The following is a 24886-nucleotide window of genomic DNA, read 5'->3' on the forward strand; positions in this document are numbered from 1 at the left end:
GGCGGCCGCGCCCCGCGGGCACGCCGTCCCGCGGACGCGCCGCTCGTGGGCACGCCCCCAAGCCGCCCTCTACGAGCGCGTCACCTCCTGCGGGGCCTCCCGCCGCCCCTCCCAGACGCCCGGCGCGACCGCCGCGAGCCCCGCCACGGCGACACAGCCCGCGGCCGCGCCGAGGAACGCGGCGGAGCCCAGGCCGGCACCGACGAGGACGAGGCCGACGGCCCCGGCCAGCGACTCCGCGAGACCCCAGACGAAGGTGACCACGCCCATCGCGTAGGTGGGCCGGCCGGGCATCAGACGGACGGCGACGGCCTGGTACAGCGGGCCGTACACCATTTCGCCGAGGGTGAGGAGCAGGACGGCCGCCAAGGCGGGGCCCGGCCCCGTGTCGGCCCGCAGCAGCAGGGCGATCCCCGCGGCGGTGGCGAGATTGGCGGCGGCCGCCTGGGTGCGCTCGCCGAAGCGGGCGACGAGCCGGGTCAGCGGCACCTGGCTGACGACGATCACCGCGCTGCTGAAGGCGAAGAGCAGCCCGATCGCGGTGGAGCCGAGGGCGGGCTCGGCCTCGGTGGGGAACACGCTGTAGAACTGCGCGTACGCCAGCAGGGTCAGGAAGTTCATCGCCAGGAACACCGGCAGGACCCGCGGCGCCGGAGCGTCGCCCGCGGCCGGCTCCTCGTCCTCGGCGGTGCGCGGCCGGTCCCTCGGCAGGAACGCGGCCAGTACGGCGCTCAGCACGGCGAACGGCACCGGTGCGAGCGCGTAGCCGTCCGGGGTCCGGGCGAGCGCCAGCGAGGAGAGCACGGGCCCCACGCCTGCCCCGATGTTCAGGGCCACGTTCTCGTGGGAGAAGGCCCGTCTGGTCTCGCCGGGCGGGAACTGCACGGCGATGAAGGTGACCTGGGCGAGCGTGGCCACGGAGTTGGCCAGCCCGAACAGGGCGGCGAACGCCAGCCAGGGCAGGACCGAGCCGGCCGCGGCGCCGCCGAGCAGCCACAGGGCGCAGGAGAACACGACCACCGCGAGCTGGGAGGCGATGACCACGGTCCGTTTGTCGGCCCGGTGCACCAGCGGCGCGAACAGCAGCGAGCCCACCCGGTTGGCGATGACGGCCGCACCCGCCACCATGCCGACGGCCGTCTCGTCCAGGACGTCCTCGCGCAGCAGCCACACCGCGAGGAACGGGTACAGGACGCCCCAGGAGCACCAGCTGGTGAAGCGGACGACGTAGATCAGCACGGGTGGCAGAAGGCCGGGCGGTCGCCGTCGTCGGTGGTGACGACGATCCGGTCGACGTCCCGGTCGGCGTCGGCGGTCGGGCCGGTGAGCATGCCGACCCAGGCGTAGTCGGACGCGCCGACCGGGGGGACCCGCTGCCCGTCGACGGCGAACCGGGTGTGCAGGCAGGGCGTGTCGAGCGGCGCCGACACGGAGCGGACCACGCCGCCGTCCTTCAGGCCGTACCAGTAGCTGGTGGTGGAGCGGGTGCGCTGCGGCGGCAGATAGCGCGGGGCGGGGGTCTGCGGGGCGAGCGGCAGCAGCAGGGCGTGCCGGGCCACCTCACCCGGCAGGAGGCCGTGCGCCAGCGCGATCTGCTCCACGACGGCGGCGCCGCCGACGCGGCCCGCGTTCGCGTCGATGAGGAGGGCACGGCCGGCGGTGGTGAGGAACTCGCAGTGCACATACCCGTGACTCAGGCCGCTGCGGTCGACGAGCGTGGCCACGGCCGTCACGCACCTGTCGCGGACCGGTGCCGGGAGGGTGTCGTCGGCCGGGAAGAGGTTGGCGACCTCGGTGGCACCGATGCGGGTGCGGCGGGAGAAGCCCACGACGGACAGGGCGCCGTCGTGGACCATGCCCTCCAGGCTCACCAGGTCACCGGTGACGACCTGCTGGAGCAGCCAGGGCTGGTCCAGGGCGCCGGGCACGCCCGAGTCGCGCACGGCGCCGGCCAGGTCGTCGTCGGCGGCGGCGGCGAGCATGCGGACGCCGAGGGCTCCGGTGCCCAGGGAGGGTTTCAGCAGCACCGGGCCGGGCGCCCGCGCGGCGAGTCCGGCCGGGATGTCGCGTGGGTCGAAGGTGACCGTCCAGGGGCTGTGCTCCGGGACGAGCTCGGCGACACGCGCCTTGTCGGCCAGCTCGGCGAACACGGCGGGCGGATGGGCGAGTCCGAGTTCCCCGGCGACCTGCCGGCTCACCGGGAACACCTCGTCGAAGGGGCTGGTGAGCGCGCTCGCGCCGGACAGGACGTCCGGGCGTCCGGTGAGGGCCCGCAGCACGTCCTTGGCGTCCGTGATGTCGGCGGGCACGCACACGCAGGTCTCCAGCGCGGCCCGGGCGGCGCCGGTGAAGGCGGCCGGGTCGGCGACGAAGACCGGCTCGTGACCGGCCGAACGCAGCGCTTCGGGAAGGTACTTGGCGCTGACGCAGCCGACCCCGACGATGATGATCTTCATGGGATGATCTTTCCTGGGTTCATGATGCCCGCGGGATCGAGCGCCTGCTTGATCGCGCGCATCGTGTGGACGGCCTCGCCGTGTTCGGCGGGCAGCACGGCGGCCTTGCCCTGGCCGATGCCGTGTTCTCCGGTGCAGGTGCCGCCCATGGCTATCGCGCGCAGGTTCAGCCGCTCGGTGAGCTGTGCGGCCCGCCGGACCGCCGCCGGGTCGTCCGGATCGATCATGATCAGCAGATGGAAGTTGCCGTCGCCGACATGGCCGACCAGAGCCGCGTCGAGGCCGCTCGCGGCCACGTCCTCCTCGGTGGCCGCGACGATCTCCGCCAGCCCGGAGACCGGCACGCACACATCGGTGGGGATGCCGCTGCGGCCGGGGAACAGGGCGTGGACGGCCCACCAGGCGTCGTGCCGGGCCTGCCACAGCCGGGCTCGTTCGGCGGCCACCGTGCTCCAGGCGAACTGGAGGCCGCCGTGGTCGAGGGCGAGTTCGCCGAAGCGGGCGGCGTGGTCCTTGACCACCGCCTCGTCGCCGTGCAGCTCGATGAACAGGTGCACCGTCTCGGGCAGGTCGAGTGCGGAGTACGCGTTGCAGGCCCGTACGGTCGTCGGGTCCAGCAGTTCGATACGGGCCAGGGCGAGCCCGAGGTGCCCGGCGTCGACGACCGTGCGCACGGCGGCGTCCAGGGTGGGGAACGAGCACACGCCGCTGCCGGTGCACTCCGGGGTCGGCCACAGCCGTACCGTCAGCTCGGTGATCACCCCGAGGGTGCCTTCCGCGCCGACGAACAGCCGGGTCAGGTCGTAGCCGGACGCCGACTTGCGGGCCCGTCCGCCGGTGCGGACGACGCGCCCGTCGGCGAGCACGACCTCCAGCGCGAGGGTGTTCTCGCGCATGGTGCCGTAGCGGACGGTGTTGGTGCCGGAGGCCCGGGTGGAGGCCATGCCGCCGAGGCTGGCGTCGGCGCCGGGGTCGACGGAGAAGAACAGGCCGAGGTCGCGCACCCGCCGGTTGAGTGCCTCCCGGGTGACACCGGGCTGCACGGTGGCGGTGCCGTCGTCGGCGTCCACGGCGAGCACCCGGTCCATCCCGGACACGTCCAGGCAGATCCCGCCGTGCGGGGCGTTGACATGGCCCTCCAGGGAGGTGCCCGTGCCGTAGGGGACGACGGGCACGGAGTGCTCGGCGCACAGCCGTACGGCCGCGATCACGTCGTCGCGGCTGTGCGCGAACACGACCGCGTCCGGCGGGTGCCGGGGCAGCCACGCGGGCGCCTGGCAGTGGGCCTCGCGGACCGGCTCCCCCGTGGCGAGGCGGTCCCCGAAGCGCTCGGCCAGCCCTTTCAGCGCGGCGGCGAGGTCCGGGCGGCTCATCCGGCGAGCGCCAGGTCGTCGTCGCCTGCGGGCCGGTCGAGGAGGTGGGCGGCCAGGGCCTCGACGTAGTCGGTGATCGTCTCGTCCCGGTCGAGGAACGGCACGATCCGCCGGGTCCGTTCGTACAGCCGGCGGGTGGCGGGGGCGAGCCGGTCGGCGCCGCGGATGTCCGCCGCCTGGCAGGCGCACAGCAGCTCGAAGGCCACGACGTAGGAGGCGTTGACGAGCACCTCCCGCGCGCGGCGGGCGGCGACGAAGCCGAAGGAGACGATGTCCTGGAAGTCGGCGGTGCTGGTCAGCGACTGGACCGACATGGGCACGGTCAGGGCGCGGGTCTCCGCGGTGACGGAGGCGGTCATGAACTGGCCGCCCATCAGGCCGAGGCGCAGTCCGGCGTCCTCCTGGCACAGGAACGCGGGCAGGCCGTTGCTGTTGCTCTTGTCCAGGAAGCGGTCCACGCGGCGGTTGGCGAGGTTGGTGAGCGTGGTCAGCGCGATGGTGAGGTGGTCCATGGCCATGGCGACGTACTGGCCGTGGAAGTGCCCGTTGTGGAACACCTCGTTCTCCTCGGGCACGACGACGGGGTTGTCGTTGGAGGAGTTCAGTTCGTCGGTGAGGGTCCGGCCGACGGTTTCGAGGCAGTCCACGACGGGGCCGAGGATCTGCGGGGTGCAGCGGATGGAGTAGGCGTCCTCGATGGGCAAGGAGGCCGCCTTGGCCGAGTCGCCCATCTCGTCGGCGAGGACCCGCTCGGTGTCGCGTTCGTTGCGGGCGAGGCCGGACAGGGAGAGGATCTCCCACAGCCGGGCGGCCACGGCCTGCTGGCCGCGGTGCGGTTTGACCCGGTGCACCCGCGGGTCGAACGGCTTGGTCATGCCGGCCAGGCCCTCGACCGACAGGGCGGACACCAGCTGGTAGACGTCCACCAGGCGGCGGGCCCGCTCGTACACCAGGGCGCCGAGGCCGACCATGCCGGAGGTGCCGTTGATGAGGGCGAGGCCCTCCTTGTAGCTCAGCTCCATCGGTTCGACGCCGGCCCGGGCGAGCGCCTTGTCGCCGGGGAGCAGTTCGCCGTCCACGAACGCCTTCCACTGCCCGGCGCAGACCAGGGCGACGGCGGCGAGGGGGCCGAGGTCCCCGCTGGTGCCGAGCGATCCCTTCTCCGGGACGCAGGGCACCACGCCGGAGTTGAGGACGGCGATCAGCTTGTCGAGGTTGACGGGCGAGATCGCCGAGTTGCCGCGGGCGAGCGAGACGGTCCGGGCGAGCATGACGGCGCGCACGGTCGTCTCGTCGAGGTAGGGGCCGACGTTGGTGGCGACGGCGTTGATGAGGTTCTCCTGGAGCCGCCGGGCCAGCGACACCGGGACGAGATGGTCGACGAACCCGCCCATGCTGGTGTTGACGCCGTAGATCACCCGGCCGTCGTCGACGAACTGCTGGAGCAGGTCGCGGGAGCGGCGGACCCGGTCGCGCACGGCCGGGTCCAGTGCGACCGGCGTCCGGTCGGTGGCGACGTCGAAGAGCTGGTCGAGCCGGACGCTGACGCCCGGCCGCAGTACGAAGGACACGTGTTTTTCCCCCGGTCGGTGCGCCGGTGTTCGTCCGGCGCGGGTCAGCGGTCGGCGAGGGCGACGAGGATCCGGCGTTCGCCCTCGTAGGCGGTGCGGCCGTGGGCGACGAGGAGGTTGTCGACCACGAGCAGGTCGGTGGGACGAAGGCGCACGCCGCGCTCCAGGTCGCGCAGCACCTGGTGGACGTGCAGGGCGTCGTCGTCGGCGACGGGCTCTCCCGAGCCCAGGTACATCCGGTCCAGCAGTTCGGGATGTTCCTGCGCGGCGCGGGCCTGCTCCTCGTACTCCTCGCGCCGGCCGTCCTCCAGGGCCCAGCGCATCATGCACACCGGGTTGAAGAAGTGCGCCTGGTTGCACCAGACGGAGTCACCCGAGACGGGGTGGGTGCGCACGGCGGGGACGAGGTCCTGGTGGAGGCGTACGGCGTCGTCGCCGAGCCACTCGCTCTCCCAGCCGCGTGCGGCGGCCACGCGGTCCACCTCCGCGCGGTCGGTGGTGCCGAACACCTCGGTCCAGGGCTTCTTGACGCCGGGTTTGAGGTGGACGGTGCCGGGTCCCAGCAGGGTGCGGGCCAGCCGCAGGCCGTGCCGCTCCAGCCGGTCGCGCACGGCGGGGTCGATGCGCTCCAGCGCCCGCCGCATGTCGCCGTAGGTGGACAGCCCGCCGCGGTCGGCGGGCCGTTCGCACCAGAAGGACAGGAACGCGGGCATCGCGTTCGTGTAGGCCATCTCCTGGTGCAGGACGATCGACCAGGACGGCGGGACGTACGTGGCCGTCATGACCTTCTCGTGCACCTGCTCGCGCGGCGAGGTGCCGCCGACGTAGTCGCGCAGGGCGGGTGTCAGGCGCGCGGCCACCGACGAGAAGTCGGCGGCGGTGCGCACGGTGTGCAGGCCGCGCACGCGGAGCAGGCCGTGCTCGTGCACCCGCTCCCTGATCGCCTCGGCGTGCGCGTCGATCAGTTCCTCGGTCTGTTGCGGTACGGACAGTCGCTCCGGGTCCACGGTCCAGGTCGGCAGGCCCTCCTCGGCCGTCACCGGAATCCGCGTGGTCGTAGGAGCCATACGCCATTCCCCCTTGCAGCCCACGGTCGGGCCAGAAGTTACAACCGGGGGAAGAACCATTCAACCGCCAGAAGAAGGGGACCGGCGGGAACAAGACAACCGCGCAGCCGGGCCCGCAGGGCGGCCTCAGCCGGCGCCGCGGCCGTCGTACTCGGGCCGCCCGGAGAAGACGACGGCGAAGAAGTACGGGGCGCAGGCGGGGTTGTCGAGCTGGCCGGAGGCGTCGGCGGCCACCTCCACCTCGGTGACGAGATCGGCGAGCCGCTCCTGGATGCGGGGCAGCGCGGACTCCGGGACCGCCACCATGGCCGAGTGCCGGAACGTTCCCCCGGGCGGGAACATCTCGCCCGCGGCCGGCCGGTCCACCGACAGCGCCGTCTCGTGCAGCGCGAAACGATCCTTCAGCGCGACGCCCGTCTCGTTGCGCGGCATCCGCAGCACCGGGGCCCGCCGGGCGAACCAGCGCTTGCCGTCCTCCTCGACGACCTCGGCGACCCCGGCGAGGAAACCGCGCACCCGGGAGCCGTACGCCACGCCGATCTGCTCGCACACCCGGACGACCTCGGCCTCGGCCGCGCGTTCGACCATGTAGACGTACGTCATCACCGGCAGCAGGTCGAAGTCGTCCTGGAACGAACGGGTGATGGCCTCGTCCGCCACGAACTCCCGTGCGTACCTGGCAAGCGCGAGCGCCCGGCGGTGCAGTTCCCCGTCGCGGGAGCGCCGGTCGTTGATCTGGGCCAGGGTGCCCTCGGTGACCCGTACCCGCCGCCCGAACAGCGCCTGGTGGATCTCCGGCGGCAGCACGTCGTGGAAGTAGTGCCAGAAGTACTCGGCCGTCTCCGGCCCGTCCACCCCGAGGGCGTCGTGCAGCGTGACGGCCGCCTCGACGCTGAGGACCTTCCGTCCGGCCTCCACGTCCCGGTAGTAGTTCGCGGTGAAGGGGATCGTGCGGTCGCGCAGGAAGTCGGACACCGTCTCCCGGCCGCGCTCGATGCGCAGCCGGTACAGATACGACCCGAAGACCGTGCCGTCGGTCATGCCACCCCCGGAATCCCGCCGTTCACGCACAATTGCCAGGAACTTAGCGGCGACTCGGAGCACGTGCAACCAGCGGCGGTACTGCTCTTTTCACAGAAGAACAGCCCGGTGGGGCCTCGCGGACGGCGTCTAGCGCGAGGAGTCGAGGTCCTCGCGGAGCGTCTCCAGCGCCTCCTGGAAGAGCGTGCGCGCACGGGTGAACCAGTCGGTCAGCACGGCGAGTTCGGCGGCGTCGTAGTCGGCGAACAGGGCGCCGATCCGCTCGTAGACGGGGCCGTAGACCTCCAGGATGCGCGCCTGGGCGCCGTCCTCCATGACGACGTGGACGCGGCGGCGGTCCCGGGGGTCGGGGAGGCGGCGGACATAGCCGGCCTTCTCCAGGCGGTTGACGACCCCGGTGACCGCGCCGGTGGTCAGCCGGGCCCGTTCGGCGAGGTCGCCGGCCACGAGGGACTCACCGGCCAGGGACGCCTCGATGAGGAAGCCGAGGCAGGTGAGGTCGGTGGCGTTGAGGCCGAGGGCGCGGGCGATGTCCTGCTGCCCGAAGTGTGCCGTCGCGATCATCCGGTCCATGGCGTACATCGCCTGGTCCGGCGTCGCGGCCGGGCGCGTCTTGCCTTGCCCCACGAAATCCCCTTAGCATCTAAGTATCTTAGCTCGCGAGATAAAACGTTTCGCGGGCTGCCTCCGGCCTGCCCTCTCAGCATCCCACCCCGAGGAGACCCCATGTTCACGCACGACGACGAGCACGACATGGGCCATACGCTCGCGGGCTGGACCGGGGTGGCCGTCGCCTCGGCCGGGTCCGCCCTGTGCGGACTCGGCGTGGTCGCCGTCTCGGGCCCCCTGGTGCTCACGGGCACGGCCGTCCTGCTGCTCGCCCTCCTCGTCACCTGGGCGCTCCATCTGGCCGGCTGGGGCAAGCCCCCCGGACCGCGCCCCGCCGGACAGCGGCACTGGCGCGTCAAGGACCCCATCGCCCGGGGCGGCCACCCCGGCTGCCTGGGCTGCCGCCTCGCCGGGCGGCGCGGGCACGCCCCCGCCCTCGCCCGGCCGACGCCGCCGGTGCCCTCGGCGGAGCCGGACCGGGTGCTGTCGCCCCGGTGACCGGCTTCCGGCTCCCGGTGACCGGCTCCCGGCTCCCGGCTCCCGGCTCCCGGTGACCGGCTTCCGGCTCCCGGCTCCCGGCTCCCGGCTCCCGGCTCCCGGCTCCCGGCTCCCGGCTCCCGGCTCCCGGCTCCCGGCTCCCGGCCGACACTCGCGCGGGGGCCCGGTGATTCCCCGCCGGGAATTGCCGCGCGGCCTGCGCCGCAGCAGGGTCGTTCCCGCACCGCGACAGCCACCGGCAAGGGAGACGACCATGACCCGCACCGCCGACCCCGCCACCACCGTGCGCAGTTACCACGCCTCCCCCGGCCTCGGCATCGACGGCCTGTCCCTGCGGACGGGGGAACCCCGTGTCCCGGGCGAGGGCGAGGTGGCGGTCGCGGTGCGTGCCGTCTCGCTGAGTTTCCGGGAACTCCTCGTCGTACGGGGGACGTACGTGCTGCCGGTCGAGCCGGACGTCGTCCCCGTCTCCGACGGGTCCGGTGAGGTCGTCGCCGTCGGGCCGGGGGTACGGCGCACCGCCGTGGGCGACCGGGTCACGGCCACGTTGTTCCCGCGGTGGCAGGACGGCCCGCTGGAGGCCGACCACCTGCCGCAGCTGGGCGGTTCGCTGGACGGCATGCTCACGGAGCTGGCCGTCCTCCCCGAGGACGCCCTGGTGCCCGTCCCCGGCCATCTCTCCCACGCCGAGGCGGCGACGCTGCCCTGTGCGGCGGTCACGGCGTGGAACGCGCTGACCGGTGACGGGACCGGCGTGCGGCCCGGACAGACCGTGCTGACCACAGGGTCCGGCGGCGTGTCGCTGTTCACGGTGCAGTTCGCCCGGCTGCTGGGGGCGCGGGTCCTCGCCACGACCGGCCGGGCGGCCAGGGAGGACCGTCTGCGCGCACTGGGTGCCGACGAGGTGATCAACTACCGTGACGTCCCCGACTGGCACACCGCCGCCCGTGCGCTGACCTCCGGGCGCGGCGTCGACCGGGTCGTCGACACCGCCGGGGCGCTGGAGCAGTCGCTGAAGTCCCTCGCCCTGGGCGGACACGTGGCCCTCGTCGGGGACGTCACCGGCGCATGGGCCCCGCTCGACCCCCGGCTGCTGCTCGGTGCCGCCGCCACGGTCCGGACCCCGGCCGTCGGGAGCCGGGCCCAGTTCGTCCGTATGAACGAGTTCATCGGCCGGCACCGGCTCCGCCCGGTCGTGGACCGGGTGTTCCCGTTCGAGGAGGCCCCCGCGGCCTACCGCCACTACGAGTCGGCCCGGCCCTTCGGGAAGGTGGTCATCGAGGTCCGGTGACGGTCCGGCCCCGTGCCGACATCAGGTTCTGCCGGTGAAGCGGGGCCCGGTCCGGCCGGTGACGGCCGGTGCCTCCCGGGCGACGTCCGGGACGGACGCACGGTCCGCCGGTCCGCCGGTCCGCCGGTCCGCCGGTCCGCCGGTCCGGGAGCCGTGCACCCCGGACACCGCCCGCCGGCCTCGGCTCCGACCCGCGTTCGCCGCCCGCCGGACGCCGGTGCGCCGTGGCACCGAACGCGGTGAGCAGGACGCCCACGATCCCCGTGCGGTCCGGATCCTCCTGCGGAGCGGGACGCGCCCACCCCAGGAAGTCGCCGTCGACGACCGCGCGGGAGAGCCCGGCGGTGCGCGGCAGCGCGGAGACCTCCTGTCCCACCGTGGTCCTGCCGGCACCGGCGTGCCCTCCGACGAGCAGTGCCTCCGCACGGCCCGTGCAGTCGGTGTGCCCGCGAACGGCGCGCGCCGACGGGCGGGCGGATGCCCGCCGGGCCCGGAGCCGGACGTCCGTCCGGTCGCGGAACCGGGTACCGGTCGCGGAACCGGGGCGGGAGACCCTGTCGTCCCAAATGATCGTTTTCCGTCGGCGAACGATCATTGAGGGCCGGTCGAGGGGCGCGTAGGGTGCGAGACGCCATGCCCCGTCACCCACAGGAGCGATGCAGGTGTATCCGCAACCGCCCGAGGAATTAAGCCAGTTCCGGGATCCGGCCACCGCAGTCCCGGCGCGGTCCTCGTGGCGGTCCGGGCGGGGCGGGCACGGCCGGTGATACGCCTCAGCGAAGTGCAACTGGCCTACGCCGTCCCCACCGTCCTGCTGATGGCCGGACTCGCCCTCAAGTCGCCCACGATCGTGCGTTCCTGGCGTGATCCCAACGCGCGGGCGACCTGGCTGGTCCTGCTGTTCGCCTCGGCCGTGTTCCTGAGCGTGTCACCGGCCAGCATCCACCGGATCAACACGGTGACCGGGGTGGCGAACTTCGCGGCTCCGTGGGCGTACTCGCTCCTCACGCTGTTCTGCGCCGCCTGCCTCAACATGATCATCACCTGGCGCGAGGAGCCGACCGCCGCCCGGCGGCGCCGGATCCGGCTGGTGTGGGCGATCTACCTCGCCGCCGTCGTCGGCCTGTGGGGCACTTTCCTGATGGCCGACGTGCCCGTCGAGCGGGTCTACGACCTGGACACGTACTACGCCGGCACCCCGTGGATGCGCGAGCACATCGTGCTGTACCTGCTGGGCTACCTGGTCTCGACGCTCGTGTCCGCGTGGATGATCTGGACCTGGCTCGACCGGGTCCACGCCCGCTGGCTGAAGGCGGGCCTGGTCTTCCTCCAGGCCGGCTACGCCTTCGGGATCGGCTTCGACATCAGCAAACTCCTTGCCGTGGGCGCCCGTTGGGCGGGACGGGACTGGGACTTCCTGAGCACACGGGTGGCCCCGCCCTTCGCGCTCCTCGGCGCCACGCTCGTCGCGACCGGTTTCATCCTGCCCGTCCTCGGCCCCTTCCTCCAGACATGGCCGCGCGAGCAGGCCACCTACTGGCTCCTCGGACCGCTGAAGAACGCGATCCGCCGGGTGACGCCCTCGGCGGCGAAGGCCCGCGTCAGCCGCTTCGCGCCCCTCGACCTGCGGCTCGTACGGCGCCAGCAGCAGATCCACGACGGGCTGCTGCGCCTCGCCCCGTTCTTCGACCACGCCCTGTACGAGCGGGTCTACCGTGTCGCGGCGGCCGAGCACGGCGAGACGACCGCTCGAGGCGTGGCCGGTGTGATCGCCCTGCACGGCGCGATGACCGCCTACACCGACGGCACCCCCCGTGCCGGCGGCACCCACCCGCCGCAGATCGGGCGGGAGGTCACCGACCACCTGACCGCGATCGCCGGAGCCCTGTACCGCCGCCGTCTCGTCGAGAGCGTCCGCCGGCGGGCGACCACAGAAAGCCTTTCCTCACATGCCTGACAGATCCGCGCCCCGCCGGCCCACCGCCGTCGTCCTGGGCGCCGGCGCCACGGGACTCTTCGCGGCCACGGCTCTCGCCGAGTTCGCCGACGTCACCCTCGTCGAACGCGACCGGCTCCCCGAGGGCCCGCGGCCCCGCCGCGGTGTGCCGCAGGCGCTGCACGCGCACCTGCTGTGGAGCGGCGGCGTCACGGCCTTCGACGAACTGCTCCCCGGCGTCGTCGACGACGCCGTGGCCCGCGGCGCACGTCTGGTGCACATCATGGGGGACATGGTCAGCCGCGCCCCCAACGAGGTGTGGTTCCGGCGGTTCACCGCCACCCGCCACCGCAACCTGGTGTGCTCCCGGCCCCTGCTCGACCATGTCCTGGCCACCCGTGTCCTCGCCGATCCGCGCGTCTCGCTGCGGGAGGACACCACGGCCCTCGGACTGGACGGCACGGCCGCGGCCGTCACCGGCCTGCGCGTACGGTCCGGGGGCGACGAGGAGACGCTCCGCGCCGACCTGGTGGTGGACGCCTCGGGCCGCGGCTCGCGCACCCCCCGCTGGCTGACGCGGCTGGGGCTGCCCGCCGTCGCCGAACGCGAGGTCAACGCCGGGGTCCGCTACGCCACACGGCTGTACCGGGCGCCCGGCCGCACCACGGAGACCGGCTTTCCGCTGGTCAACGTCCAGCCCAACCCCGCGAAGGCGCCCGGCCGGGCGGGTATCGTCGTGCCCGTCGAGGACGGCCGGTGGATCGTCACCCTGTCCGGCAGCCGCGGCGGCGAACCCACCGGCGACGCGGACGAGTTCGTCGAGTTCGCCCTCGGCCTCGACGATCCGGTCATCGGATCCCTGCTGAGCGACGCCGAACCCCTCGGCGGCGTCGTCACCAGCCGCAGCACGGCCAACCAGCGCCGCTACTACGAGAAGATGCAAACCTGGCCCGACGGCTTCGTCGTCCTCGGCGACGCCGTCGCCGGCTACAACCCCGTCTACGGTCACGGCCTGAGCGTCGCGGCCCAGTGCGCCCTGGCGCTGCGCGACACTCTGCGCTCCCACGGCCTCACCGCGCCCGGCACGGCACGGCGCGTGCAGCGGGCGGCGGCCCGGCCGGTCGGTGCCGCCTGGGACCTGGCCGTCGGGCAGGACATCTTCTACCCCGGCGCCAGCGACGTCCCGCCCACCGCCGCGGAGAAGCTCCTCGCGCGGTACGTCGACCGCTGCGTGGAGACCGCCGCCGGCAACCCGCGTGCCCTGGGCGCCCTCCTGGACGTCATGAGCCTCAGCGAGCCACCGACCCGGCTGTTCTCGGCCGACATGCTCTGGCCGATGCTCGTCGGTCCACGCCGGCCCCGGCTCCCGGCGGCGCCCCTGAGCGCCGAGGAACGGAAGAGCACCCGGTCCTGACGGCGGCCGCCGTCCCGGACCCACGAGCGGCACGACGATGAGCCAGTACTTCGAGCCGGACGACGAGACCCTGTGGAACCCGTCCAACGGCGCTTCGCGGATGTTCCTGCGTCAGGTGGAGGTGTTCGAGGCGGAGCCGGGCCTGCCGTCGGGCATCGGCCCCATGGCGAACGACGAGCCCCGGATCGACCGGGCCGTCCTCGCGGCCTTCGTCGACGCCCTGCTGACCCGGCACCGCCGCACCGCCGCACCGCCGCACCGCCGCACGGGCCACGGGCCACGGGGTGATCCTGGCACTCGCGGAGGGCTTCGTCGCCACCGTGCCGGCGCTCGCCGGGCGCGCCGGCGTCGACGTGGACCGGGACCGCCTCGCCGCGGGGACGGACGGTCCGCTGCACGACGTCCAGGTCTCTGCCGCCACGGGGATGTCCGCACCGCCGCACGGTGACGCCTGGAACGCGGAACCGCGGCGGCGGGCGGCGGAACCGGACCGGTTCATGGCCCGCTGACCGTCTCCCGGGTCATTCCAGGATCTGCCCGGAGCGACTGCTCAGGGACAGGTCGATACGGCCCTCCACGGTGGACGCGAGCACCGGACCCCTGCCGTAGGGACCCTTCATCCAGGTGCGGACCTCACGGCCGAAGAGCAGGCCGAAGGTCTCCGCCTCCGCTTCGTGGTCCTCGCTCGACGCGGCCCGTGCGTCGATGCCCGGCAGTGCCTCGCGGGGAATCTCCTCCTCGGCGAGGAGCTGCGCGGCGGCGCGGTGCAGGGCCTCCGGGGCCCCCTCGTCGGCGAGGGCACGGGCGGCGGCCGGCAGTCCGCCGACGTGATCCGTGCAGTCGCCCTGCTCCTCGTGCCACAGCTCATGGCCGAGGATGACGAGCTGCGCCTCGGGCACGGCACGCTCCTCCACCACGATGATGGACCTGTCACCGCAGTCCAGGCGCATGCCGGAGACCGGGATGTCGTCGGGGAAGGCCCGGAAGACGAGCAGGATCGGCCGGCCGCGGCGCCTGCTCATGGCCCGGCAGAACGCCTCCATGACCGCCGTCGGCTCCGCGGGCCGGACGAGGTCGCGTGCGGCGTCCCTCCCTAAGCCGGCGAGGAGGGCCTTCATCGCTTTGCTGCTCACCGGTCCGCCTCCTCCTTCGGGGGCATCACGGACTGGATGACGCCCGCGAGGAGTCGTTCCAGGGCCTGCGCGGACAGGGCCCCGTGCCGCCGCAGGTCCGCGGCCACCACACCGTACTTCGTCATCAGTGCCTGTACGGGGTCGAGGGCGGGCCGTTCCAGTCTCGCGAGGTCGCGTCGCAGTGCGCGGTCCAGGGCCGTGGCGGCCGGGACGGTGAAGAACGCCTCGCCGTCCTCCACGCCGAAGAAGTCGACGATCCCGTGCAGGAGTTCGACGTTGGGCACCTTCGAGCCGTCGCAGATCCGCCGGGCCCACAGCTCGGAGACACCGAGCTGTGCGGCCACCTCCGCGGCCAGGGCCGCCATCTTCCGGCCCGTACGCGCAAGGTTGGCGTCCGCGAGGGCCTTGATCCGCGCGCGCACCCGGTCGTTGACCGAGTCCGCGGGGAGGCACTCGCCCGCCAGCAGCGCCCGGACGTCCCGCTCGGGCAGCGCGGTCCTCGCCGCGAGCTTCCCCGTGTCGAGCAGTTCGGACCGGTCCAGCCCCTGCTCGTCGACGAGCATGTCCAGTCGTCGCAGCGTCTCTTCGAGTTGTCTGGGTGGCTCCACCGAGGTGCTCCCGCGGGTCGGCAGTCGGCCGGATTGCCGGCGCGCACCGCACCCTACGCTCACGGCCTCCATCTCTCAACGATCGTTTCCCAGCCGAAAACGATCGTTGACACGTGGTGTCCTGCCCCGAGGTCCGGCGACCGGGCGTCCGGTGTGCCACGATCACGCGGTGGAGACACCCGGTTCCCCGTTCCGCCGACGTCTGCCGCCGGCGTCTCCGGCCGTTCTCGCCGCCGAGGCCGCGGTCCAGCGGGCATGGCTCGTGGAGCACGGTGTCCCGGCGGAGGAGACCGCGCTGGACTTCGATCACGCCTTCCGCATGGCCGGCCGCCTGGTGGCGGAGGGTCCGCTCGTCCCCGAGGTCATGGACGGGCTGCGGGAGATCGACATGGTCCCCGGCGGGACGAGCGGCGGCGAGAGCGCCGAACGGTGGACGGAACAGGTGCTGTTCGACGACGACGGGTGGGCCCGGGCGAGGCACCTGGCCCGGCGGGTCCTCGTCACGGAGCCGGGCGACCGGCAGCAGCCTCTTCCGCGGATCACCGTCGTCCGCTGACGGTGACCGCCGTTCACCGCGGAACCTCCGTTCGCCGCGGAACCCTCCCGAGGACGCACTCGGCCCGGCCTCCCGTCAGAAACCGCTTCAGCCCGGCACCGAGCGGACTTCGCCGCACCGGGCACGGCCACGCCGGTGAGGACGTCCACGGCACCGCCGCCGAACCGGCGCCCCCACCGGGCCGGTTCGGCCGGGCGACCGGTTCGGCCGGGAACGCGAGCACCTCACCGGCCACGGCCCGGCCGCCCGCGCCGGCCCGCGGCACGGTCTGAGCACGCCGCTCCCCGCCGCCCTCCCCCTGCTGCATCGATTCGGCCATGGTGTGCGCGCGGCCCCCCGGACACGTGGCCGGATCAGCATGGTGATCGAGCCTCTTCTGGCGCGATCCGCACTGCCCGACGGGGCACCCCGGGCTTCGGCGGGCCCGGCGCCGCCGGCCGCCCCCCGGCCCGGCCGCCCCCGGTCCGGCACCGCCCGCCCGGTCACCCGCCCGCCCCGCTCCCGCGCCCTGCGCCCGCGCCACTCCCGTGTCCGGCACGCCCTCGCCGCTCCCCCGCTCCACGCACCGCACCGTTCCCGCACAGCCGGCCCCGTCACCTCCGCATTGCGCGCGGAGCCTTGCCAGTGCGGCGGACGGCGCCCTATTCTCGCCGCACTGAAAGCGCTTTCCATCACTGCACGGGACGCAGCGGGGAGAGCGGGAGCCACCGACCCGGCGCGGCGTCCTCGCCCGGGTGTCCGGCACGTCATGCAACGCCGCGGGGAGCCACCGAACCGGTCCGCACCGGGGAGGGCCCTGTCCATGCGCAGGCCGACGACCTGCCGGGCGGCGGGTCCGCACAGCGACGGCCCGCCGAGGAGCACCACGGCACACAGCAGCACCCGGCATGCACGGCACCACCGGCATGCGACGACGAACGCGGAGGCGAAGATGAGACGACGCGCAGCGGCACGACTCCACGCAGGACTGGCCACACTGGCGCTCGCGGCCGCCACGGGCGTGGTGATGTCGATGCCCGAGGCATCGGCGGCGACCACCGGCGCCACGGGCTACGCGACCCAGAACGGCGGAACCACCGGCGGCGCGGGCGGGCAGACGGTCCGGGCCACCACCGGCACCGCGATCCACGCCGCCCTGTGCGCCCGCGCGAGCACCAGCACCCCGATCACCATCCAGGTCGAGGGGACCATCAACCACGCCAACACCAGCAAGGTGTCCGGCACCGGCTGCAACACCGCGGACGGGGTGATCGAGCTCAAGCAGATCAGCAATGTGACCCTCGTCGGCGTGGGCAGCGGCGCGGTGTTCGACCAACTGGGCATCCACATACGGCAGTCCAGCAACATCGTCATCCAGAACGTCACCGTGCGGAACGTGAAGAAGTCGGGTTCGCCCACCTCCAACGGCGGCGACGCCATCGGCATGGAGAGCGACGTCCGCAACGTCTGGGTGGACCACGTCACCCTGGAGGCGTCGGGCGGTGAGTCGGAGGGCTACGACGGTCTCTTCGACATGAAGGACAACACCCAGTACGTGACCCTGAGTTACAGCATCCTGCGCAACTCGGGCCGCGGCGGACTGATCGGCTCCAGCGAGAGCGACGTGTCGAACGGCTACGTCACGTTCCACCACAACCTCTACCAGAACCTGGACTCACGCGTCCCGCTGCTGCGCGGCGGTGTCGCGCACATCTACAACAACCACTACGTCAGCCTGAACGAGTCCGGCATCAACTCCCGGGCGGGCGCCCGCGCCAGGGTCGACAACAACTACTTCGAGGACTCCAAGGACGTCCTGGGCACCTTCTACACGAGCGCCGCCGGCTACTGGCAGGTCAGCGGCAACATCTTCGACAACGTGACCTGGTCCGCGCCGGGCAGCGAGAACAACCCGGCCGGGCCCGATCCCCGCTCCAACACCACGGTGAGCGTCCCCTACTCCTACAGCCTCGACGCCGCGAGCTGCGTGCCCGGTGTCGTGAGCCAGACCGCGGGAGCGAACAAGGGGCTGCGGGTGTCGGACGGCAACTGCACGCCGCAGACGCCGACGCCCACCCCGACCACACCCGCCCCGACGGAGCCGACCCCGACCCCGACGCAGCCGACCGGCACCAACCTCAGCATCGGGGCCGGCTCCGACGGGTCGAGCAAGGCGGACGGGACCAGCTACGGCAACGTCCGTGACGGCAGCATGAGCACGTACTGGTCGCCGAACGGCTCCACGGGATCCGTCTCGATCAAGTGGGGCTCCGCCACCACCGTGTCGCAGGCCGTCATCCGGGAGACCTCCGGTGCCACCGGGCGCATCGGTTCCTGGCGGGTGCTCAACGGCGACACCGGCGCGGTCCTCGCCTCCGGGAGCGGTGCGGGCGCCGTCCGCGTCCCCTCCACCTCCCTGAAGAAGATCACCTTCGAGATCACCGGCTCCACCGGCACACCCCAGGTCGCCGAGTTCGAGACCTACGCCGGGTAGGGGCACCTACGGCGCCGGCGCGGGCGGGACACCTCCGCCCGCGCCGACCCGGCCACCCTTCGGACCCGGCGCCCGCGGCGCCGGCCCGGCCTCAGGCCGTCCGCACCCAGTACGGCCGGTTCTGGGCCGCGACCGGCGGGGACTGGTACGTCCAGGCACCGGCCGGACGCCGGTCCGCGACGAGGTCCAGGAACGCCTTGCTGCGGCCCTGGGGTTCGGCCCCGCCCACGGTGAGGTCCATCGGGTCCTCGCCGTCGCCGAGGTCGTACCAGGTGTACGGAGAGAAGACGTTGAGGGGCGCGCCCAGCGGCCGGGTGTGCGTGCTGTCGCTCTCCGTCCGGCTGCCGTACTCGGTGAACGGGGCGGCGCTGACGGGCTGTCCGGTCAGTCCGCCGAGGTCGGCGTCGAAGGAGAAGTAGGTGTTCTCATGGGTGAAGGTGCCGTCGGAGGAGGCCGTGCCGTCCTTTCCGCAGACCACCTTCCAGCGGTCGGCGGCCTTCGGGTCCAGGGTGGTGGCGTTGGGGACGGGCAGGGTGTGCTGGAAGCCGGCCTTGTGCTTGGGCTCGTTGAAGAGCTTGACGCCCGCGTCGATGGCGAGGTCGTTGTCGCAGGCCACATGGACACGGCAGTTGCCGAGACGGCGTGTCTGGTCCTCGCCGTGCGCGTACTGCGCGTAGGTGAGCCTCGGCCCGTGGCCGGCGTCGGCGGCGGGCCGGGCGATCACATTGAGCTCGGTCTCCTGGGTGACGCCGAAGCCCGAGCCGAACTGGCCGAAGTACAGCTGGTAGTTGAAGGACAGACAGACACTGTCGTCGAAGAGGGCCGGGGTCAGATGCCGCCCGGCCGCGTCCTGGCGCAGCAGGTCCGTCACGGCCTTCTTCTCGGCGGGGTCCCGCAGCAGGAAGTCGAAGCCGATGTTGGTGAAGGTGCCGTAGAAGAAGGGGAGGCCGAAGCCTGCCGGGATCGGGGGAAGGCCGTTGCCGGCGGACGGGTCGCTCATGGGGTGCTCTCCTGGGTGGCGGCGGGGGGTGCCTGGAGGGTCTCGGCGGCCCGGGTCCGGGCCGCCTCGAAGTGGTCCCCGACGAGTTCGAAGGTGGGGCTCGCGTGGTAGCCCTCACGTGCCCGGTCGGGGTCGGGGTGCGGGTTGCGGTACAGCCGCTGGGCGAGGTCGCGCAGTTCCAGCATCACCGGGACGGCGTGGTGCATGGCGGCCGGGACACCGGTGAAGGCCATGTCGAGCAGGGTCAGCAGGTAGGCGTACCGCTCGTTGAAGACCTCCGCCTGGCGGCGCACCTGGGACCGCGGCGGGTACTGGGACACCTTGGTGTCGCCGAGAATGGGGTAGGCGTCGTCCCAGGTGACGTCGACGAGGGGGCCGCTGGGTTCGGTGCGGGGCAGATCGTGCCGGCCGTACCGGCGGCCGGCGCGGATCTCCTTGAAGCGGAAGTAGTGGGCGACCTGGCGCTCCTCGCCGAAGTGGAGGTCGTCGCTGTCCCAGATGGTGTCGGCGACGCCCTCGCCCTGGTCGCTGATCACCTCGACCGCGAGCAGGGCGCTCTTGAGGTCGGTGACGGCGAACACCTCGCCGCCGGAGTTGTAGAAGTCCTCCGGGCCGACCTGGCGTTCGGGGGGTCCGGTGAAGAGGGTGGAGGTGTCGGCCCGGCCCTGCCGGTGGTCCTCGCGCCGGGCGTGTTCCAGGTCGATCAGGCCCTGGCGGATGAAGTCGTAGAACTGTCCGATGGAGGTCCAGCCGGTCGCCCCCGGGTCGGGCGGGACGAACGAGCGCGGGCGCTCGATGAGCATGAAGGTGTCCAGCGCCCGGGGCGAGAAGTGCCGCAGCGGGATGGGCGGCAGGCTGGGGTCGCTGAACGGCAGCCGGGCCGGGTAGCCGGCGACGAAGCCGGGGTGGGCGACGTCGGGGGTGCCGCCGACGGCGTTGAGCAGGTTGGCGGCGAGGGTGAGGTGCAGCATCTCCTCCAGGACGACGCTGCGGATGGTGTCCTGGGCGGGGCGGTTGGTGCCGGGCCTGATGGTGTACATCCCGGTCATGTAGACGGGGATCGTGAGGTGTTCGACCTCCAGGGCGGCCTGGAGGTAGCCGCGCAGTTCCTCGACGGTCCGGGGCGGCCGGGCGGCCTCACGGGTGAGGGCGTAGGCGGTGATCATCGGGTGCCCTCCATCGCCGGGTTCTGGGCGGGCGGCCGGGTGGCGGAGGTGACCGGCTGGTGGAGCCGGGCGAGGTCGCGGTGGATCTCCTCGGCGCTGCGCAGGGCGAGCGCGGCCATGGTGAGGGTCGGGTTGCTGGTGCCGATGGACGGCATGCTGCCGCAGCCCACGGCGAAGAGATTGGGGTGGTCGTGGGTGCGCTGGTAGGAGTCGACGACGGACGCCGCGGGCCGGTCGCCCATGATGTGGGTGCCCGCGCCGTGTCCTGCGCCGTGGTAGGTGAGGTCGAGCTCCTCGCCGCCGACGCGGTGCCGGAAGTGGCCGAGCGGGGCGATCCCGTCGTGCGGGCCGTGGTCGGTGAAGTCCTCGGCACCGAGCGCGGCGAAGATCTGCCGGGACACCTTGCGGGCGGCGAACACACCGTCGCGGACCCGCTGGTCGAGGTCGTAGTGGAGGATCGGCTTGGGGTTGCCGACACCGTCGCGGTGGCGGCGCGGGTCGATGGTGACCCGGTTGGCGGGGCTCGCGTGCTGTTCGACGGCGATCTGGAGCTGCACCTGGCGGTTGATCTCGTCGCCGAGGCGGTGGCGCAGTGCCGGGCCGAAGAGGCCCTCGCCCTTGATCTCGCCGTCGGTGTCCCCGCCGAGGCCCAGCATCGCGCCGACGTTGCTGAAGGGCGCGCCGGTGGCCCAGCCCCAGCCCCAGTTGCTGATCTCGATGCGGAACGGGGCGCGCCGGGCACGTCCGGCACCGAAGCGGAAGCACTCCAGACCGCTGGTGTGGCCGGGGCCGCGGAAGGGTCCGACCGGCTCGCCCTGCGGCATCCTGGCCCAGGCCAGCATGGTGGGGTGGTCCATCAGATGGCGGCCGACGTATCCGCTGCTGTTGGCCATGTCCGACGCCAGCAGCAGGACCGCGTTCTCGATGGCGTGCGCCGCGAGGACCACGATGTCGGCCTCGGCGGTGTACGGCGTGCTCACCGGGGTGGCCGGGTCGCCGTACTCACGGAACTCCACCCCGCGCACGGAGGCGCCGCGGCCGGGCAGGACGCGGCTGACGACACAGCGGGTGGCGAGGTGGACGGAGTCGGTGAAGTCCTGCTGGATCCTGAGCGGTGAGGACTTGGCCTGTACGGGGCAGATGGGGGTGCAGCTGGAGTTCCCCACGCACCGCTCGCCGTAGTTGGGCAGTCCGACCGCGCCGCGCGGGCGGTAGCCGCGGCCGTGGTCGTACAGCGGGTTGGGGGTGCTGTTGCGGCCCTGCGGCAGTCCGTACACCTTGAGCGCGTAGTCCGCGCCGGCCACGTCGTCGTGCACGGCACGGCCGTCGAGCTTCTCCTGGAACAGCCAGTCCTGGTGGGTCCAGGGGATCTCCTGCATCGGGTACTCGTAGTCGCCGTCCGGCACGACGCCGAGGTGCCGCTGCGCGTGCGCGTCGCCCGCGGTGCCGATGAGCCGCTCCGCGGAGCGGACGTGGGGTTCGAGGTCGGCCGCGGTGACGGGCCAGTTGCGGCCGTAGCGGTAGTGGTCGCGGGTCGCGTAGTCCTCGGGGTGCATCCGAGGTGTGGCGCCCAGCCAGTGCATGCCGGCCCCGCCGAGCGCGCGGACGTAGTCGGTGCCGTAGGGCAGGGGGCCGGTCTGGACGAAGTGACCGTACGCCGTGTAGCCGGGCGGGGCGGCGGTGGGGCTCAGGTCGAGGACGTCGGGGAAGGGGGCCGCGGCGTTGCGCCGGTAGGCGGCGTTGGGCACCTTGATCACCGCGCCGGAGAAGGTGGCGAGGGAGTCCTGGTAGCCCTCCCAGGTGTCGGTGCCGCCGTTGCCGGCCTCCAGCACGAGCACCCGCCAGCCCTGTCGGCCGAGGTGGCGGGCGACGAGGCTGCCGGACCAGCCGCTGCCGACGACGATGGCGTCGTAGCGGCGTCCGTCGACGGCGGAACCCGTCGTGGTCACGGTCATCGGTTCACTCACCCGCTTTCTGGGGCTGTGCGTCCGGCGGAGGGGCGGCGGACGGTACGGCGGACGGGGGCACGGCCCTGGACGGGCGCGGGCCTGGCAGCAGATGGGCGGGGACGCCGTCGGCCGGGACGTCGTGGGCCGGGGCGACGGCGGTGTCCGCGGCGGGTGCGTACGCGGCTTCCGTCGACGGGTCCTCGGCCGCGGCGCGCAGTTCCCCGCGGATCTCCTCCTCGGTGGGCAGCTCCGGCGGCCTGAGCGCCCAGGTGCCGAAGCCCGGGGGTTTGGCCCCGGAGGGGTGTCCGGCGAAGGCACGCCAGACGAGCCCCTCGGGATAGCTGCTCGCGGAGGCGACGAACTCGGTGTTGGGCACCTCGCGGCGCAGCGCCGCGTGGGCGGCAGGGGCGAGCCGGGGCCAGGCTCCGGTGTACCAGAGGTAGGTCACCGCGCGGGCGATCTCCCGGTCCAGCGGCGGCAGTTGCGCGGGAGGGCCGCTGTCGTGGGCCCGCTGCCAGATGTCGAGGAACCGGGTGAGGCGGGGTGCGCCCACCTGGCGGCGTGCGGTGTCGAGGTACAGCCGGGCCATGCCGGTGCCGTACAGGTCGTAGGCGGTGAAGCCGGTCATGGTCGTCGACTGCTCGACGAAACGGCGCAGTTCGGGTTCGTCGTCGGTCGTGGCGGCGGCGCGGCCGGCCTCGCCGGCGGGGTCGTCGGTGGGGTCGTCGGTGAGCACGTTCACCCCTTCGTACGGCGTGAGAGGAGGTGGTCGGCCAGGCGCTGGGCCAGGGCGACGGCGGTCAGGGTGGGGTTCCAGGAGCCCGAGGTGGGGAAGGTGGCCGCGCCGCCGACATAGAGGTTGGCGACCTGGTGGAGGCGGCCGTCGGTGGTGGTGACGGAGGTGTCGCGGCTCGTGCCCATCCACAGGGTTCCGGACTCGTGGACCAGGGCGTCCTTGAGCCGGCCCGCGGGGATGTCCGCCTGCCAGGCGCCGGGGCGGCCGTTCTCGCCGGGGTTCCAGTACTGGATCAGCGAGGTGTCGAGGCCGCCCGCGAGGATCCGCTCCACCAGGAGCCGGGCCTGCTGGTCCATGGTCGTGCGCAGGGCGAGGTCCGTGCTGCCGGGCCTGAGGTCGAGGACCGTCTCGCCCTTCTCGGAGTACACACGGCTGCCGTCGGCGTCGTCCGGCCGGCTGCGCCATTCGCCGAGGCAGTGGACGAGGAAACCGATGTGGTCGCGGTCGCTGAGCTGCTGGAGGAACTCCTGGTCGAAGGAGTCGGGGATCAGCCGGTACAGGTCCGGGACGGCGGTGTCGGGCGACGGGTTGGAGGCGCCCATGAGGTGGATGTGGAAGTCGCGGGTGTCCTCGGGCCGGGACGCCTCGACGCGGCCGCGCAGATACATGCAGGCGACCTGGAGTCCCTCGTCGTCCAGGCCCGGCCAGGCCGCGCGCGGCACGCGGGCGGAGAACCAGGAGGCCACGTGGCCGCCGAGGTTGGTGCCGGTGAAGGGCGGGAGCATGTCGGTGAAGGAGTCCAGCAGCAGACCGGTGGGTTCGACGATGCCGTTGGCCAGGACCAGATCGGTGTGCGGGCCGAGCTTCAGCACCCCTTGGGTGGTGGACAGTTCGGTGGCGCGGCACTCTGGGCCGTGGGGGCCGGCCGCGGGTTCGCCGTGGCGGATCTCCAGCACCTCGCAGCCGGTGACGACGTCCACCTCTCCGGGATGGGTCTCGGCCAGTTCGATCAGCACCGGGACGGGGCTGAACTTGCGGTAGCCGAGGGTGGAGGTGGTCGCCCGGGAGGCCAGGGGCACCTCCAGCTGCGGGGCCTGGATGCCGTCCGGGAAGTGTCCGAGGCCGCCGAGTTTCGCCTGGAGCTGCTCGCGCAGCCGCGGCTGGAAGGTGGTGAACTGCTCACCCATCCGGCCCGGGAGGACGGCGCCCAGGAATTCCTCGGCGGAATTCCAGTAGCGGGCCAGGGATTCCTTCACCGCCTGCGGCCATCCGGGCATCTGCTGGTCGCTCGGGCGGGGGATCCAGGTGCTCCAGAACTGGGCTCGGCCGCCGAGATAGGGGATCTGCGGTGCCAGGTCGAAGGTCGTTCCCGCCGCGCGCCGCCAGGGCCGGGCGACCGCGTCCTTCATCAGCCGCTGATAGCGGGGGTGCAGATTCTGCACATGTTCCGGAAGGAGAAAACTGCCTTTCTCCAGCACGAGGACGCGGGGCCGGGCGCTCCCTCCCCGCTGGACGAGACGGTCGAGCACGGCGGCACCGACCGCGCCGCCGCCGACGATCACGATGTCGTACTCGACGTCGCCGACCTGCCGCAACGTCTTGCAGTAGTAGGTGGCGACCGGATCGCGGTCGGCCGGGACGGGCGGGACCACCTGCGGCGGGGCCGCCGTCACGTCCAGCAGCGTCGTCCCCTCCGCGACCACCGGCGGCGGTTCGGAACCGGGCATGGGTGTACCTCCTGCGGAAGTTCCGTTACGGCCTGCGATTCTCCGGAATCCGCATTCACCCGCGCAATGCCCGACAAAGGAAGGACCACGACCCCGCGAAAGGTTTCGGCAAACGGTACGACCGAAGGGGAAACGCTTCGGCGGACGGCCGACACCTTCGTTCATTTCAGTGCAGTTTTTCACTGGTGCGAGTGAACGGCCGAACCCGCGGCCGGAATTCCTCCCTTCGGGAGAGAGGGGCGCGGAGGCGACGGGCGGCGGCCTCCTCGGCGCAGGGCGTCC

Annotated in this window: 21 protein-coding genes and 1 pseudogene; 8 read left to right on the forward strand and 14 right to left on the reverse strand. The window is 73.0% G+C overall.

The window, feature by feature from the left end:
* Positions 1–69: 69 nt before the first annotated feature.
* From ACIQGV_RS23255 to ACIQGV_RS23285, 7 genes are all read right to left on the reverse strand, one after another.
* Positions 70–1239, reverse strand: a complete 1170-nt coding sequence (locus ACIQGV_RS23255; RefSeq protein ID WP_402496997.1) for an MFS transporter — start codon at positions 1237–1239, stop codon at positions 70–72.
* Positions 1233–2456 carry an acetyl-CoA carboxylase biotin carboxylase subunit family protein gene (locus ACIQGV_RS23260; RefSeq protein ID WP_402496998.1) on the reverse strand — a complete coding sequence of 408 codons (1224 nt, stop codon included), beginning with the start codon at positions 2454–2456 and terminating at the stop codon, positions 1233–1235. Before ACIQGV_RS23260 ends, ACIQGV_RS23255 begins: the two co-directional genes overlap by 7 nt.
* Positions 2453–3829: an FAD-binding oxidoreductase gene (locus ACIQGV_RS23265; RefSeq protein WP_402497000.1), complete on the reverse strand. Its 1377-nt coding sequence runs from the start codon at positions 3827–3829 to the stop codon at positions 2453–2455. The genes ACIQGV_RS23260 and ACIQGV_RS23265 overlap by 4 nt, the downstream gene beginning before the upstream one ends.
* On the reverse strand, positions 3826–5400 hold the full coding sequence (locus ACIQGV_RS23270) for a phenylalanine aminomutase (D-beta-phenylalanine forming) (protein WP_402497002.1): 1575 nt from the start codon (positions 5398–5400) through the stop codon (positions 3826–3828). The genes ACIQGV_RS23265 and ACIQGV_RS23270 overlap by 4 nt, the downstream gene beginning before the upstream one ends.
* Before the next feature lie 44 nt (positions 5401–5444).
* Positions 5445–6467 (reverse strand): TauD/TfdA family dioxygenase, encoded by a 1023-nt coding sequence (locus ACIQGV_RS23275; RefSeq protein ID WP_402497004.1) that lies wholly within the window; start codon positions 6465–6467, stop codon positions 5445–5447.
* A 126-nt stretch (positions 6468–6593) separates the two neighbouring features.
* Positions 6594–7508 (reverse strand): hypothetical protein, encoded by a 915-nt coding sequence (locus ACIQGV_RS23280; RefSeq protein ID WP_402497006.1) that lies wholly within the window; start codon positions 7506–7508, stop codon positions 6594–6596.
* Between the two features lie 129 nt (positions 7509–7637).
* Positions 7638–8135: a MarR family transcriptional regulator gene (locus tag ACIQGV_RS23285; protein ID WP_402497008.1), complete on the reverse strand. Its 498-nt coding sequence runs from the start codon at positions 8133–8135 to the stop codon at positions 7638–7640.
* 99 nt (positions 8136–8234) lie between these two features.
* On the opposite strand from ACIQGV_RS23285, the gene ACIQGV_RS23290 reads away from it, so the two are divergent.
* The 6 genes and pseudogenes from ACIQGV_RS23290 to ACIQGV_RS23315 all read left to right on the forward strand — a co-directional run bounded on the left by ACIQGV_RS23290 (position 8235) and on the right by ACIQGV_RS23315 (position 13765).
* Positions 8235–8615 (forward strand): HGxxPAAW family protein, encoded by a 381-nt coding sequence (locus ACIQGV_RS23290; RefSeq protein ID WP_402497010.1) that lies wholly within the window; start codon positions 8235–8237, stop codon positions 8613–8615.
* A gap of 253 nt (positions 8616–8868) precedes the next feature.
* The gene (locus ACIQGV_RS23295; protein WP_402497012.1) at positions 8869–9906 is read left to right on the forward strand and encodes an NAD(P)-dependent alcohol dehydrogenase; all 1038 of its coding nucleotides are present in this window, start codon (positions 8869–8871) and stop codon (positions 9904–9906) included.
* A gap of 781 nt (positions 9907–10687) precedes the next feature.
* Complete coding sequence (locus ACIQGV_RS23300) at positions 10688–11863, forward strand: MAB_1171c family putative transporter (RefSeq protein ID WP_402497014.1); 1176 nt, start codon at positions 10688–10690, stop codon at positions 11861–11863.
* On the forward strand, positions 11856–13256 hold the full coding sequence (locus ACIQGV_RS23305; RefSeq protein ID WP_402497016.1) for an FAD-dependent oxidoreductase: 1401 nt from the start codon (positions 11856–11858) through the stop codon (positions 13254–13256). Before ACIQGV_RS23300 ends, ACIQGV_RS23305 begins: the two co-directional genes overlap by 8 nt.
* Positions 13257–13293: 37 nt before the next feature.
* Positions 13294–13428: pseudogene (locus tag ACIQGV_RS23310) on the forward strand (DUF6086 family protein); the annotation flags it as partial.
* A gap of 112 nt (positions 13429–13540) precedes the next feature.
* Positions 13541–13765 carry a hypothetical protein gene (locus tag ACIQGV_RS23315; protein ID WP_402497018.1) on the forward strand — a complete coding sequence of 75 codons (225 nt, stop codon included), beginning with the start codon at positions 13541–13543 and terminating at the stop codon, positions 13763–13765.
* A gap of 12 nt (positions 13766–13777) precedes the next feature.
* Here the strand turns inward: ACIQGV_RS23315 and ACIQGV_RS23320 are convergent, their stop codons facing one another.
* The gene (locus tag ACIQGV_RS23320; RefSeq protein WP_402497020.1) at positions 13778–14389 is read right to left on the reverse strand and encodes a toxin; all 612 of its coding nucleotides are present in this window, start codon (positions 14387–14389) and stop codon (positions 13778–13780) included.
* Complete coding sequence (locus tag ACIQGV_RS23325) at positions 14386–14997, reverse strand: hypothetical protein (RefSeq protein WP_402497022.1); 612 nt, start codon at positions 14995–14997, stop codon at positions 14386–14388. Before ACIQGV_RS23325 ends, ACIQGV_RS23320 begins: the two co-directional genes overlap by 4 nt.
* A 169-nt stretch (positions 14998–15166) precedes the next feature.
* Here ACIQGV_RS23325 and ACIQGV_RS23330 point away from each other — a divergent pair, with 169 nt between their 5' ends.
* Both ACIQGV_RS23330 and ACIQGV_RS23335 read left to right on the forward strand, forming a co-directional pair.
* Entirely contained in the window at positions 15167–15553 is a 387-nt protein-coding gene (locus ACIQGV_RS23330; protein WP_402497024.1) for a hypothetical protein, read from the forward strand.
* A gap of 931 nt (positions 15554–16484) precedes the next feature.
* Positions 16485–18026, forward strand: coding sequence for a pectate lyase (locus ACIQGV_RS23335; protein WP_402497026.1), 1542 nt, complete (start codon positions 16485–16487; stop codon positions 18024–18026).
* Between the two features lie 91 nt (positions 18027–18117).
* On the opposite strand, the gene ACIQGV_RS23340 is transcribed toward ACIQGV_RS23335, so the two are convergent.
* The 5 genes from ACIQGV_RS23340 to ACIQGV_RS23360 are packed head-to-tail and all read right to left on the reverse strand — an operon-like array spanning position 18118 to position 24604.
* A complete protein-coding gene (locus ACIQGV_RS23340) occupies positions 18118–19026 on the reverse strand; it encodes a hypothetical protein (RefSeq protein ID WP_402497028.1) in 909 nt (302 codons plus the stop codon).
* On the reverse strand, positions 19023–20192 hold the full coding sequence (locus ACIQGV_RS23345) for a ferritin-like protein (protein WP_402497030.1): 1170 nt from the start codon (positions 20190–20192) through the stop codon (positions 19023–19025). Before ACIQGV_RS23345 ends, ACIQGV_RS23340 begins: the two co-directional genes overlap by 4 nt.
* Positions 20189–22147: a GMC family oxidoreductase gene (locus tag ACIQGV_RS23350; RefSeq protein ID WP_402497032.1), complete on the reverse strand. Its 1959-nt coding sequence runs from the start codon at positions 22145–22147 to the stop codon at positions 20189–20191. Before ACIQGV_RS23350 ends, ACIQGV_RS23345 begins: the two co-directional genes overlap by 4 nt.
* 4 nt (positions 22148–22151) lie before the next feature.
* On the reverse strand, positions 22152–22877 hold the full coding sequence (locus tag ACIQGV_RS23355; protein WP_402497034.1) for a hypothetical protein: 726 nt from the start codon (positions 22875–22877) through the stop codon (positions 22152–22154).
* 2 nt (positions 22878–22879) lie between these two features.
* On the reverse strand, positions 22880–24604 hold the full coding sequence (locus tag ACIQGV_RS23360; protein ID WP_402497036.1) for a GMC oxidoreductase: 1725 nt from the start codon (positions 24602–24604) through the stop codon (positions 22880–22882).
* Between the last annotated feature and the right edge of the window lie 282 nt (positions 24605–24886).

The sequence above is a fragment of the Streptomyces sp. NPDC093094 genome (assembly GCF_044754345.1).
GTDB lineage: Bacteria > Actinomycetota > Actinomycetes > Streptomycetales > Streptomycetaceae > Streptomyces.

Bases quoted from the DNA above. Each gene is read 5' to 3' on its own strand.
- ACIQGV_RS23260 (WP_402496998.1), bottom strand. From the start codon at position 2,456: ATGAAGATCATCATCGTCGGGGTCGGCTGCGTCAGCGCCAAGTACCTT.
- ACIQGV_RS23265 (WP_402497000.1), bottom strand. From the start codon at position 3,829: ATGAGCCGCCCGGACCTCGCCGCCGCGCTGAAAGGGCTGGCCGAGCGC.
- ACIQGV_RS23275 (WP_402497004.1), bottom strand. From the start codon at position 6,467: ATGGCTCCTACGACCACGCGGATTCCGGTGACGGCCGAGGAGGGCCTG.
- ACIQGV_RS23280 (WP_402497006.1), bottom strand. From the start codon at position 7,508: ATGACCGACGGCACGGTCTTCGGGTCGTATCTGTACCGGCTGCGCATC.
- ACIQGV_RS23290 (WP_402497010.1), top strand. From the start codon at position 8,235: ATGTTCACGCACGACGACGAGCACGACATGGGCCATACGCTCGCGGGC.
- ACIQGV_RS23295 (WP_402497012.1), top strand. From the start codon at position 8,869: ATGACCCGCACCGCCGACCCCGCCACCACCGTGCGCAGTTACCACGCC.
- ACIQGV_RS23305 (WP_402497016.1), top strand. From the start codon at position 11,856: ATGCCTGACAGATCCGCGCCCCGCCGGCCCACCGCCGTCGTCCTGGGC.
- ACIQGV_RS23335 (WP_402497026.1), top strand. From the start codon at position 16,485: ATGAGACGACGCGCAGCGGCACGACTCCACGCAGGACTGGCCACACTG.
- ACIQGV_RS23340 (WP_402497028.1), bottom strand. From the start codon at position 19,026: ATGAGCGACCCGTCCGCCGGCAACGGCCTTCCCCCGATCCCGGCAGGC.
- ACIQGV_RS23345 (WP_402497030.1), bottom strand. From the start codon at position 20,192: ATGATCACCGCCTACGCCCTCACCCGTGAGGCCGCCCGGCCGCCCCGG.
- ACIQGV_RS23350 (WP_402497032.1), bottom strand. From the start codon at position 22,147: ATGACCGTGACCACGACGGGTTCCGCCGTCGACGGACGCCGCTACGAC.
- ACIQGV_RS23360 (WP_402497036.1), bottom strand. From the start codon at position 24,604: ATGCCCGGTTCCGAACCGCCGCCGGTGGTCGCGGAGGGGACGACGCTG.